Here is a 12683-nt window from a genome sequence, read left to right as displayed (position 1 = left end):
ACCACCGGCTGCGCGCCGGCGAAGGTCAGCACCACCGACATCTGCAGGAAGACGCGGAAGAAGTCGCGGATGTTGTCTGCGCCATGCTCGGCGAAGCTCTCGGCGCAATCGCCCCCCTGAAGGAGGAATGCGTCACCGGCAGCGACCGAAGCGAGCTGCTTCTTGAGCTTGCGCGCCTCACCGGCAAAAACCAGCGGCGGAAAGGTTGCGAGCTGGGCCTCCGTGTTCTTCAGCGCTGCAAGGTCCGGATAAGCAGGAACCTGCTTGATCGGCTTTGCTCTCCACGAATTCGGCGACCATTTCGTCATCGCTGCACCCAACGCTCTTTCCAGCGGCCTATACTCCGCCATTCCCGGCCCCAATTGGGGATCGCGGCTCCATACACGAAGCCAATTTCCTATTCTAGACCGGAATTTCAGCGCTGGCGAATGGTCCGAGGCTAGCTACGCCGCCTTCTCCACCAGCCGTGCCAACTGCGTCATGACGACCGCCGAGCCCGCCAGCCTCTTCTCGGCTGTCGGCCAGTCGCGCACGAAGACGACACTGTGGTCCGGCCGGATCTTGGCCAACGATCCCTGTTCGCCAATGAACTTGACCAGCCCGACCGGGTTGGAGAATTCGCGCTTGCGGAAATGGATGACGACGCCCTTCGGCCCGGCGTCGAGTTTTTCGACATTGGCCTTGCGGCAGAGCGCCTTGATGAAGACGATCTTCAACAGATGCTTCACCTCCTCCGGCAGCGGGCCGAAGCGGTCGATCAGCTCGGCGCCGAAAGCGTCGATTTCCTCGGTGTTTTCGAGATCGCCGAGACGGCGATAAAGCGCCAGCCGGAGCTGCAGGTCCGGAACATAGCTTTCCGGGATCATCACCGCCGTGCCGACGGCAATCTGCGGCGACCAGCCGCCATCCTGCACCTCGCCCGAATCCTTCACCTCGGCGACGGCTTCTTCCAGCATCTGCTGGTAGAGTTCGAAGCCGACCTCCTTGATGTGTCCGGACTGCTCCTCGCCGAGAAGATTGCCGGCGCCTCTGATATCGAGGTCGTGGCTGGCCAGTTGGAAGCCGGCGCCCAGAGTGTCGAGCGATTGCAGCACCTTGAGCCTCCGCTCGGCGGTGTCGGTCAGCTTGCGGTTGGCCGGCAGCGTGAACAGCGCGTAGGCCCGCACCTTCGAACGGCCGACGCGGCCGCGCAATTGGTAGAGCTGCGACAGGCCGAACATGTCGGCGCGGTGGATGATCAGCGTGTTGGCGGTCGGAATATCAAGGCCGGATTCGACGATGGTGGTCGACAACAGCACGTCGTACTGGCCGTCATAAAAGGCATTCATGATGTCGTCGAGTTCGCCCGGCGGCATCTGGCCATGAGCCACCGCCACCTTCAACTCCGGCACGGATTCCTTCAGGAAATCATGTATTTCCGAGAGATCGCTTATGCGCGGCACCACATAGAAGGAATGGCCACCGCGATAGCGTTCGCGCAGCAGCGTCTCGCGGATCACCAGCGGATCGAAGGGCGATATGAAGGTGCGCACCGCCATCCGATCGACCGGCGGCGTGGCGATCAGCGACAGCTCGCGCACCCCGGTCAACGCCAGTTGCAGCGTTCGCGGGATCGGCGTCGCCGACAGCGTCAGCACGTGCACGTCGGTCTTCAGGTCCTTCAGCCGTTCCTTGTGCTTGACGCCAAAATGCTGCTCTTCGTCGATGATCAGCAGACCAAGGTTCTTGAACGAGATCGCGGAACCGAGCAGCGCGTGCGTGCCGATGACGATGTCGACCTGGCCTTCGGCGATGCCTTTCTTGGTCTCGGCCAGTTCCTTGGCGCCGACCAGCCGCGACGCCTGGGCGACGCGGATCGGCAGGCCGGAAAACCGCTGCGAAAACGTCTTGAAATGCTGGCGTGACAGCAATGTCGTCGGCACCACCACCGCCACCTGAAAACCTTCCATCGCCGCGATGAAGGCGGCACGCAGCGCCACTTCGGTCTTGCCGAAACCGACATCGCCGCAGATCAGCCGGTCCATCGGCTTGCCGGCAGCAAGATCGTCGCGCACCGAATCGATGGCCGTCTGTTGGTCGTCGGTCTCTTCATAGGGAAAGCGGGCGGCGAACTCGCCATAGAGGCCTTCTGCCGGCACCAGTGGCGGCGCCGAGCGCATCTGCCGCTCGGCGGCGATGCGGATCAACTGACCGGCCATGTCGAGCAGGCGCTTCCTCAGCCGCGCTTTGCGCGACTGCCAGGCGCCGCCGCCAAGCTTGTCCAGCGTCGCCTCGGCCGTGTCAGAACCGTAGCGCGACAGGAGTTCGATGTTTTCCACCGGCAGGAACAGCCGGTCGTCGCCGGCATAGTGGATTTCCAGGCAGTCATGCGGCGCGCCGACCGCTTCGATGGTGCGCAGGCCAATGAAACGGCCAATGCCGTGGTCGGCATGGACGACAATGTCGCCGGCCGACAGCGCCGAGGCCTCGGCAATGAAATCCGAGGGACGTTTCTTGCGTTTCGAGCGCCGGATCAGCCGGTCGCCCAAAATGTCCTGTTCGGCGACGACGACCAGTTTTTCGGTCTCGAAGCCGGATTCGAGCGGCAGCACGGCCAGGGCCGCCTGCCCCGGCTCGAGCTTTTCGGCTTCCGCCAGCGTCACGACCTGCTTGAGGTTGCCGAGATGGTGTTCGGCGAGGATCTGGCCAAGCCGGTCGAGCGAGCCTTCGGTCCAGCCGGCGATGACGACGCGGCGGCGCGCCGCGCGCTCATCGGCGATGTGTTTGACGACGACATCGAACACGTTGGCGTTCGGATCGGCGCGCTCCTCGACGAAGCTGCGGCCGTGGCGCGAACCGGCGTGATAGACCTTCTTGGCGCCAATGTCGGGCGCGTCGAATGGCGTAAAGTCGATCGCTTCGCGCGGCCCGAGCGAGGTGATCAGGTTTTCCGGGGAGAGATAGAGCAGGTCCGGCGCGACTGGCTTATAGGGCACCGCATCCTTCAGCGCGCCATCGGCCTGCTTCCTGCGCGCCTCGTAGTGATCGAGGATCAGCGTGTGGCGCTCGGCCAGCGCCTCATGCGCCAGATGGTCGAAGATGACGGGCGTGTCAGGCAGATAGTCGAACACCGTCTCCAGCCGTTCGTAAAAGAACGGCAGCCAGTGCTCCATGCCAGCGAAGCGACGCCCTTCGCTGACCGCCGCATAGAGCCCGTCGTCGCGCTGCGGTGCGCCGAAGGCTTCGATATAGGAGCGGCGGAAGCGGCTGATGGTTTCCGGCGTCAGCGCCACTTCGCTCATCGCTTGCAGCGCCATCGACTTGCGTTGACCGGTGGTGCGCTGCGTGGCGGCGTCGAACACACGGATCGATTCCAGCGTGTCGCCGAAGAAATCGAGCCTGAGCGCCTCGGTCCAGCCGGGGGCGAACAGGTCGAGAATGCCGCCGCGCACCGCGAACTCGCCGATGCCGCGCACTGTCGGCACACGCTCGAAACCGGACGTTTCCAGCCGCGAGACCAGTGCGTTCATGTCGATCTGGTTGCCGGGCCTGGCATGAAAAGTCTGCGCCTCGACCAACTCGGACGGCGGAATGCGCTGCAGCAGCGCATTGGCGGTGGTGAGGATGACGGCGCGGTGCGGCTTCTTCGCCAGAGCGATCATGGCGGTCAGCGCATCGAGGCGCTTGGCGGCCGCATCGGAGCCGGGCGAGACGCGGTCGTAGGGCAAGCAATCCCAGGCCGGCAGTTCCAGCACCGGCAGGCCGGGGGCCGCGAAGGACAATGCCTCGATGATCGCCGGCAGGCGCTGACCGTCGCGCGCGACGAACAGAACCGGCTTGTCGGGCGCGATCTCGAGCGCCGCCTGCACCAGCGCAAAGGCTTCGTAGCCGTCGGCGACGCCATCGACGATGAACTGACCGGCGCGGCCTTTCGGCAGACCGATGGTGGGAATGAGGCTCATGAAATCACGGTCTTGTTTCATCGCAATTCCGAACGGAAAACCGCTTCGTTACTTTTCCTGGAATTGCTTGTGTTCAGAATGTCAGAGAGCGGCGGAAAGCCAGGATCTTTCGCAGGACGGCACAATCGATATCGGCCGGAACCGGGCGTTCGCCGGTGACCATGGGCAGGAATTCGGTATCGGGAATGTCGAGGAGCCTCTCATATTGGTCGATTTCCTCGTTGGTCAAGACGCCGATCTCAGCGTCGGCGAAAGTGCCGAGGATCAGGTCCATCTCGCGCATGCCGCGATGCCAGGAGCGAAACAGAAGCTTGCGGCGGCGCACGTCCAGCCCCTCGCTTGATCTCGTCGTTCCGGTCATCGTACCGCATCCTTGCTTGCTGCGGCGCATATAGCGTGGATAGAAGGGGCTGTCAGCCTTGCGCTGCCGCCGTCGCAACATAAGCTGACATCATGCGCCCGACCATCCTCGATCCCTTGTTTGTCCCGATTACGTCGCTTGCAGGCGTCGGACCGAAAGTCGGCGCGCTGATCGAGAAGGTTGTTCCGGCCGATCTCGGCGACCGCGCGGCGCGTGCCGGCGATCTTCTGTTCGTGCTGCCGCACACCGTCATCGACCGGCGCAGTCGGCCTGGTATCGCGGGATCCGCGGAAGGCCAGATCGTCACGCTCGATGTGCGCATCGACCGCCACCAGCCGCCACCGCGTGGCAACAGGTCGGTGCCCTACCGGGTCTTCGCCCATGACGATACCGGAGAGATCGCGCTGACCTTCTTCCATGCTCACGCCTCCTATCTCGAAAAGGCGATGCCCGAGGGCGAGCATGTCGTGGTCTCGGGCCGCATGGAATGGTTCAACGGCCGCCCGAGCATGGTCCACCCCGACCATATTGCGCTGGCCAGCGAAGCGGAAAACCTGCCGCTGGTCGAACCGGTCTATCCTCTGACAGCCGGGCTCTCGGGCAAGGTGCTGCGCCGGGCGATCGGCCAGGCGCTGACGCGCGTGCCTGAATTTCCCGAATGGCAGGACGGCGCCTTCATGCGGCGGCACACCTTTGCGGCCTTTGGCGATGCGCTTGCCCGCATCCACAATCCGGCCGACCCGATTGACGTCTCCATCGATGGTGCCGCCTGGCGGCGGCTCGCCTATGACGAGTTGCTGGCGGGCCAGGTCTCGCTGGCGCTGGTGCGAGCGAAAGTCCGCAGGCTGTCCGGGCGACCCCTGGTCGGCGACGGCCGCATCGTCGAAAAACTGCGGGCCGCACTGTCCTATTCGCTGACATCAAGCCAGGAGTTTGCGCTGGCCGAAATCAATGCCGACCTCGCCGACCCAGAGCGCATGCTGCGGCTTCTGCAGGGCGATGTCGGTTCCGGCAAGACTGTCGTCGCGCTGCTGGCCATGGCGCGTGCCGTCGAGGCCGGCGGCCAGGCAGCCTTGATGGCACCGACCGAAATCCTGGCGCGCCAGCATCTTGCGACCATCACGCCGCTTGCCGCCAAGGTAGGGCTTCGCATCGCCATCCTCACCGGTCGCGAGAAGGGCCGCGAACGCGCGGATACGCTGGTCGGCCTGGCAACCGGCGAGATCGACATCGTCGTCGGCACCCACGCGCTGTTCCAGGAGACCGTCACCTTCAAAGACCTCGTCTTCGCCGTCATCGACGAGCAGCATCGTTTCGGCGTCCATCAGCGGCTTGCCATCACCGCCAAGGGCGACGCGCCAGACATGTTGGTGATGACGGCCACTCCTATCCCGCGCACCCTGGTGCTGACCGCTTTCGGTGACATGGACGTGTCGAAACTGACGGAAAAACCGGCCGGCCGCCAGCCGATCCGTACCGTTACGCTGCCGCTCGAGCGGCTCGACGAACTGGTCGCCCGCATGGTGGACGCCGTCGCCGGCGGCCAGAAGATCTACTGGATCTGTCCGCTGGTCGAGGAATCCGAAGAGATCAAACTGATGTCGGCCGAAGACCGCTTCGCCTCGCTGAAACCATTGTTCGGCGATCGCATCGGTCTCGTTCACGGCCGCATGAAGGGTGCCGAGAAGGACGAGGCGATGCGCGCCTTCAAGCAGGGCGAGACACGCATCCTGATCGCCACCACCGTCATCGAGGTCGGCGTCGATGTGCCGGACGCCACCGTCATGGTCATCGAGCATGCAGAGCGCTTCGGCCTGGCCCAGTTGCACCAGCTGCGCGGCCGGGTCGGACGCGGTGACAAGCCCTCCTCATGCGTGCTGCTCTACAAGGACCCGCTCGGCGAGACCGCAAAACGCCGGCTGTCGGTGATGCGCGAGACCGAGGATGGGTTCCTGATCGCCGAGGAGGACCTGAAGCTGCGCGGCGAAGGCGAATTGCTGGGCACCCGCCAGTCGGGCACGCCGGGCTTCCAGGTGGCTCGCATCGAGGCGCATGCCGACCTTCTGGAGGCCGCCCGCGACGATGCCAGGCTGATCCTGTCACGCGATCCGGAGCTGCAATCGCAGCGTGGTGAGGCGTTGCGCCTGCTGCTTTACTTGTTCGGTCGCGACGAAGCCGTGCGGCTTCTGCGCGCCGGCTGAGCCAGGGCGGCAACCGAAGGGTTGGCGAGCATCCCTTCGATCGGCTCGCCATTCACGACAACCATTTGCTTTACTTCGGGCGCCACCAGACCGGCGGAGACGATCAGCTTGGCGCCATCCTCGATCGTCATGTCGAGCGGCACGATGTCCGACTTCGGCACATACATCAGGAAGCCCGTGGTCGGGTTTGGCGTGCACGGCATGAATACGGCGATCAGCGGATCGCCTTCCTGGTCGAGCTTCTGGTTGATCTCGGTTTCCTTTTCACTGGCGACGAACACCAGCGACCACACGCCCTTGCGCGGATATTCGACCAGCCCGACCTGGCGGAACATGTCACCCTTGTTCGACAGCACGGTCTCGAAAATCTGTTTCAGCGAGCCGTAGATGCCGCGCACCAGCGGCATGCGGCCAAGCAGGCGCTCGCCGAAATTGACGATGGCGCGGCCGACGATGTTTGCCGTCAGGAAACCGATCAGCGTGATCAGGATAAGCGCCACGATCAGTCCGAACCCCGGCACCGGAAACGACAGGTAGGTGTCAGGGCTGTAGCGGGCCGGAATATAAGGCTTCACCCAGGAATCGACCCAGCCGATGAACGACCAGGCAATGTAGGCGGTGATCGCCAAGGGCGCGCAGACGATGAAGCCCGTGAGGAAATAGTTCCTCAGCCGGGTCATGCCGGAGGTCTTGGGAGCGTCGGACATGGTTCACCGGAGCGCGGGTTGCAGCGCAACATTAGTGAACCGGACGAAGCTTTGGAACTGCGAAGTTTTTAAAGAGCCGATTATGCCGCTACTTCCAACGGCTCAATCTTCTCGAGCTCCGGCGCCAGCTTTCTGGCTTCGGTTTCAAGCTCATAGGCCTGTTGAAAATTCATCCAGAATTCGGGCGTGGTGTTGAAAAATCTGGCGAGGCGAAGAGCGGTATCGGGAGTCAGGCCGATCTCTTCCTTGGCAATGCGTTCGATACGGGTGCGCGGAAGGTTGAGCTTTTTCGCCAGCGCGCCTGCACTCATGCCGAGCGGGACGAGATATTCTTCACGCAGGAATTCTCCAGGATGAACTGGACGTGCGAACTTCGATGCCATTCGGCCCAACCTCCGGTCTGGAAGGCAAAACCTATTCCACCGTCACCGATTTCGCCAGATTGCGTGGCTGGTCGACGTCGGTGCCCATGAACACGGCGGTGAAATAGGCCAGCATCTGGATCGGCAGCGCATAGATGATCGGCGAGATGATTTCGGGCACATCCGGCAGCACGATTGTTTCCATCGTCTTCACGCTCACCTGCGCCGCGCCCTTGCTGTCGGTGATCAGGATGATCTTGCCGCCGCGCGCCGCCACTTCCTGCATGTTGGAAACGGTTTTCTCGAAGATCCGGTCATGCGGCGCGATGACGATGACAGGCATGTTCTCGTCGATCAGCGCGATCGGCCCATGCTTCAGTTCGCCGGCTGCATAGCCTTCGGCGTGGATGTAGGAGATTTCCTTGAGTTTCAACGCGCCTTCCATGGCCAGCGGGAAATTGGTGTCGCGGCCGAGATAGAGCACGTCCTTGTAGCGCGAGAGTTCGCGCGCGATCCGCTCGATCTGCTCTTCAAGCTTGAGCACCTGGTTGGCGTAGCGCGGCGCTTCCGAAAGCGCGCGCACCAGGGTTTTCTCCTGTTCCTTCGAAATCATACCGCGCGCCACGCCGGCGCGCACCGCAAGCGCGGCCAGCACGGAAAGCTGGCAGGTGAAGGCCTTGGTCGAGGCGACGCCGATCTCGGGTCCGGCAAGCGTCGGCAGCACGACGTCGGATTCGCGCGCCATGGTCGATTCGCGCACATTGACGATCGCGCCGATCTTCATGCCGGCTTTGCGGCAATAACGCAGCGAGGCCAGCGTGTCGGCGGTCTCGCCCGATTGCGAGATGAAAAACGCCGCATCGTTCTTCGACAGCGGCATTTCGCGGTAACGGAATTCGGAGGCGACATCGATGTCGACGGGCAGGCGCGCGTAGCGCTCGAACCAGTACTTGCCGATCAGGCCGGCCAGATACGCCGTGCCGCAGGCCGAGATCGCCAGCCGACCAATTTTGGCGAAGTCGAACGGCAGGTCGAGCGGCTTCGACACTCCGGAGACGAAATCCACGTAATGCGCCAAGGTGTGCGAGATCACCTCGGGCTGCTCATGGATTTCCTTTTCCATGAAATGGCGTCGGTTGCCCTTGTCGACCATGAAGCTGGTCGACAGCGACTGCTGGCGTTTGCGGTCGACCTTTGTGCCGTCAATGTCGAAGATGGTGACACCGCCACGGCGCACCACCGCCCAGTCGCCATCTTCCAGATAGGTGATCGAATTGGTGAACGGGGCGAGCGCGATGGCGTCGGAGCCCAGGAACATCTCGCCATCGCCATGGCCGACGGCCAAAGGCGGACCGTTGCGGGCGCCGACGATCAAATCCTCGTCGCCTTTGAACATGATCGCCAGCGCAAAGGCGCCTTCCAGCCGCTTCAGCGCCTGGTGCGCGGCTTCGACCGGCTTCAGCCCCTTGGCGAGTTCGCGGGCCACCAGATGCGCCACGACCTCGGTGTCGGTCTGCGACGAAAAAGAATAGCCGTCGCGGACCAGTTCGTCGCGCAGTTCGGCGAAATTCTCGATGATGCCGTTGTGGACGATGGCGACGCCGTCGGAAAAATGCGGATGCGCATTGCTCTCGTTGGGCACGCCATGCGTCGCCCAGCGCGTGTGGCCGATGCCGATCGTGCCATCGAGCGGCTCGTCCTTGAGCCGGCGCTCCAGGTTGATCAACTTGCCTTCGGCGCGGCGGCGGGCGAGTTCGCCACGCTCGATGGTCGCGACGCCGGCCGAATCATAGCCACGGTACTCCAACCGCTTCAGCGCATCGACGATGAGCGGCGCAACCTGCGAGTGGCCGACGATTCCAACGATACCGCACATGCAGAAAGCCCCCGATTCCCCGGAAAACCAGCGCTATTTAGGGATGGCCAGCCTGCCGTGGAAAGTCACATTGCATTTCGTCCCGTATAACGGAACGCTCATTCTGTCGATGCACCATGACAGGCCGCTCTTGCAATCCGGTTACTGCAATCGTTCGGTTTGCGGGCTGGTCTTACTTTTTCTTCGCCGCCGCCGCCGAAGCAAAGCGCTCGCGCAACTCCTTGCCCTTGCCTGGAATGGTCTTCTGGCGGGCGCGGCCGAAGGCCAGCGCGTCGTCGGGCACGCTTTCGGTGATCACGCTGCCTGAGGCGATGTAGCCGCCCTTGCCGATGGTGACAGGCGCCACCAGCGACGAATTGGAGCCGACAAAAGCGCCCTCGCCGATGTCGGTGAAGAATTTCGAATAGCCGTCATAATTGCAGGTAATGGTGCCGGCGCCGATATTGGCCCCAGCACCGACACGGGCGTCGCCGATATAGGTCAAATGGTTGACCTTGGCGCCCTCTTCGATAACCGCCTGCTTGACCTCGCAGAAATTGCCGACCTTGGCCTTGTTCCTGAGATCGGCGCCCGGCCGCAGCCGCGCGTACGGCCCGACATCGCAATTGGACGCAATGGTGGCGCCCTCGATATGGCTAAAGGCATGGACCTTGGCGCCCGTGGCAATCTTCACGCCCGGACCGAACCAGACATGGGGCTCGACGATCGTGTCAGTGCCGATCTCGGTGTCGTGCGAGAAATACACCGTCTCCGGCGCGATCAGCGTCACGCCCGACAGCATCGCCTCATGCCGCCGGCGCGCCTGCCAGATGGCTTCGGCTTGCGCCAGTTCGGCGCGGTTGTTGATGCCGAGCGCGCTTTCGAAACTGGCTTCGGTGGCCACGACATCGAGGCCTCGCGCACTGGCGATCTCGACAATGTCGGTGAGATAATACTCGCCCTTGGCATTCTTGTTGCCGACCTGATCGAGCAGCGCCAGCGCATGGGCGCCGGCCACCGCCATCATGCCGGCATTGCAGAAGGTTATTTTCCTCTCCTCCTCGGAGCAGTCCTTCTCCTCGCGGATGGCAATCAGCTTGCCGTCCTTTTCGATCAACCGGCCATAACCAGTCGGACTGGGCGGACGGAATCCGATCACGACGACGGCAGCGCCTTCAGCCAGTTTCAGCCGCGCCACGGTCAGCGCATCTGCGTCGATCAGCGGCGTGTCCCCAAACATCACGAGAATATCGTCATAACCCTTTGATATCGCATCGCGCGCGGCAAGCACGGCGTGCGCGGTGCCAAGGCGCTTTTCCTGCACGAAAGTCTCGGCCTTGGGCGCGAACTTTGCCGCCGCCTTGCGCATCTCGTCGGCGCCATGGCCGATCACCAGCGCCTGGCTGCCGGCACCCGCCTCTTCCGCTGCCTTCACCACATGGGCGACCATCGGCAGCCCGGCAATCTGGTGCAGCACCTTCGGCAGCACGCTCTTCATGCGCGTGCCTTCGCCGGCGGCGAGGATGACGGACAGGCAGGATCTCTGGCTCATGGAAAGGACAACCATATGAAAAGGGATCAGGAATCGAAGATAGGTAGCATCTGGCGCCATGCTGCACCAATGCGGTTAAATTCCGGTGAGGTGGGTCGAGCAGCTGGTCGATATTGCCACTAGCGAGACGTAAGATAGTCCGGATCCTTGGCTGCGAGCAGTCGTTCGACCGAGGCTTGGAAAGCGGCCACGTCGCTTCCTTGTTTGGCAAGCAGACTCTCCATGTGCTTAATCCCGCCCTCATAATAGGGCCCGAACACCTTGGACAGTGCGATCGACTTAGCCTTGGCAGTCACGTCCGCATGTAGCAGCTCTATCATGGTTGGGGGGACCGTGCTGCTCGCCACGCCCGTCCGAAATGCCCCCCATCTCGGCCTTGCGTCGGCGCAATCTGATTCCATTCGATCAAGAATGGATCGCCCTTTCAATTTGAGGCCTTCCCGATCCGTCTCGCGGTCGGCCACCTCTGACCCTGCAGCACTTAGGTAGACGTAGACCTGCCACATTGCCTGTATGGTATCGGGAACCCCCGCTCCGCGAGGTTGCGGCATTTCAAGGTGAACTCGCTCGTCCAGGAAGCAAGCCAATAATTCTTCCTGCCGGCGATGGTCCGAAAACAGGAAAGCATCCGATTGCCCAAAGTTGAACAGTTTGTGGATCGCCTCTATCCGCAAGTCGGCCCATATCTCGACAACGCTTGCGCCCTCTCTGCGATGGGCAGGATAGGACAACTTCCCCGCTTTCACTGCATTGACGTAGTCGCGCACAGATGCGGCCAACGCTACAGCGAGCGATTGTGGCCGGACAAATTGCTCAGCCAGGGCCTTGAGTTCATGGTCAGGCTGGCTCGATTTCTTCCTCAACCAATTCCACATAGGCTGCCTCCCCAATTGCCTAAGTCGATTTCGCGTTTGCAACGACAGCGCTAGCTGTCAGGAGAGGGCAGAGCTGGCGGCTCCTGATAGGCCTCTAGCTGCCACGGCCCTTGATAGTCGGCAATCACGCCTTCGTCGGCCATTGGCATCTTGGCAATCGTAGCGATCTGCCCAAGGCACCGGTTCAGGTGCCCGCGGAGCACCTCCAGTGCATCAAAATAAGCCTGCCGGGTGTCAGGCGGTCGATAGAATTCTCCAAAGCGTGGATGCAGCGGGGCGTTCTCGTCGCGCCGGAGCAGTTCCTCGAACGTCATAAATTGGCGAATACCCAGAGCCATCGCGTCAAGCAGTAAGTACAGCGGCCCATCCTGCAAGTCGGCAAGCTCTACCCGTTTGTCCACGAGCGTTTGCCTGATTTCCCCAAGCGACTTGAGCGCATTGTCAATGCAGCCATCGCAGCACTCCCAAGCGGACAGAATCCTGCGATCCCGGAGCCGAATTACGAGCTCGCGGGCAACCTTACGCTCTCGATCATTCGGGCTGACAGCGATACTGATAAATGGGAGGTTAATCGTCACGTCACCCAAGCGACCATCCACTTGCCTCCGCGCTCGCGCCAGCAAGTCGGCAATATCGAATCTAAAAGGAATTTTTCCACTTCTCATGCTGCACAATATCAAGCTTTGAATTGATTGTGCGAGCTTTTGCAGGCTCACGTCAATATTGCAGTGTAAGACCAAATGGAGCGGGGAAATTCCGATCCGGAACTTACTACGCAAGTGAAACAATATCCGTAAGCCCGCTTGAGCTCGAACGCCTACCCCAACCT

At 62.2% G+C, this 12683-nt stretch carries 10 protein-coding genes; 1 reads left to right on the top strand and 9 read right to left on the bottom strand.

The window, feature by feature from the left end; all coding sequences use genetic code 11:
* From EN879_RS08685 to EN879_RS08675, 3 genes are all read right to left on the bottom strand, one after another.
* Positions 1–308 (bottom strand): 3-deoxy-7-phosphoheptulonate synthase (locus tag EN879_RS08685; protein WP_164774346.1); only part of this gene is annotated, 308 nt, incomplete at its 3' end.
* 135 nt (positions 309–443) lie between these two features.
* On the bottom strand, positions 444–3941 hold the full coding sequence (gene mfd / locus EN879_RS08680) for a transcription-repair coupling factor (RefSeq protein WP_013531906.1): 3498 nt from the start codon (positions 3939–3941) through the stop codon (positions 444–446).
* A 73-nt stretch (positions 3942–4014) separates the two neighbouring features.
* Entirely contained in the window at positions 4015–4302 is a 288-nt protein-coding gene (locus EN879_RS08675; RefSeq protein ID WP_013531907.1) for a succinate dehydrogenase assembly factor 2, read from the bottom strand.
* Between the two features lie 92 nt (positions 4303–4394).
* On the opposite strand from EN879_RS08675, the gene recG reads away from it, so the two are divergent.
* Positions 4395–6503, top strand: a complete 2109-nt coding sequence (gene recG / locus EN879_RS08670) for an ATP-dependent DNA helicase RecG (protein ID WP_024503566.1) — start codon at positions 4395–4397, stop codon at positions 6501–6503.
* Here the strand turns inward: recG and EN879_RS08665 are convergent.
* The 6 genes from EN879_RS08665 to EN879_RS08640 form a co-directional block, all read right to left on the bottom strand.
* A complete protein-coding gene (locus EN879_RS08665) occupies positions 6455–7210 on the bottom strand; it encodes a DUF502 domain-containing protein (protein ID WP_024503567.1) in 756 nt (251 codons plus the stop codon). The two genes, recG and EN879_RS08665, sit on opposite strands and share 49 nt — an antisense overlap.
* A gap of 80 nt (positions 7211–7290) precedes the next feature.
* On the bottom strand, positions 7291–7593 hold the full coding sequence (locus tag EN879_RS08660) for a HigA family addiction module antitoxin (RefSeq protein ID WP_027161478.1): 303 nt from the start codon (positions 7591–7593) through the stop codon (positions 7291–7293).
* A gap of 31 nt (positions 7594–7624) precedes the next feature.
* Positions 7625–9448, bottom strand: a complete 1824-nt coding sequence (gene glmS, locus EN879_RS08655) for a glutamine--fructose-6-phosphate transaminase (isomerizing) (RefSeq protein ID WP_063167904.1) — start codon at positions 9446–9448, stop codon at positions 7625–7627.
* Positions 9449–9620: 172 nt separating this feature from the next.
* Positions 9621–10979 (bottom strand): bifunctional UDP-N-acetylglucosamine diphosphorylase/glucosamine-1-phosphate N-acetyltransferase GlmU, encoded by a 1359-nt coding sequence (gene glmU, locus EN879_RS08650; protein ID WP_063170223.1) that lies wholly within the window; start codon positions 10977–10979, stop codon positions 9621–9623.
* 119 nt (positions 10980–11098) lie between these two features.
* Positions 11099–11854 (bottom strand): hypothetical protein, encoded by a 756-nt coding sequence (locus tag EN879_RS08645; RefSeq protein WP_063167903.1) that lies wholly within the window; start codon positions 11852–11854, stop codon positions 11099–11101.
* A gap of 50 nt (positions 11855–11904) precedes the next feature.
* The coding region (locus EN879_RS08640; RefSeq protein WP_206520929.1) for a hypothetical protein at positions 11905–12683 on the bottom strand (779 nt) is incomplete at its 5' end.

It is taken from the genome of Mesorhizobium sp. M7A.F.Ca.AU.002.02.1.1, from assembly GCF_003998535.1.
Classification (GTDB): Bacteria; Pseudomonadota; Alphaproteobacteria; order Rhizobiales; family Rhizobiaceae; genus Mesorhizobium; species Mesorhizobium ciceri.
Note: the sequence above shows the minus strand (reverse complement) of the source record. Positions and strands in the feature narration are given on the sequence as shown.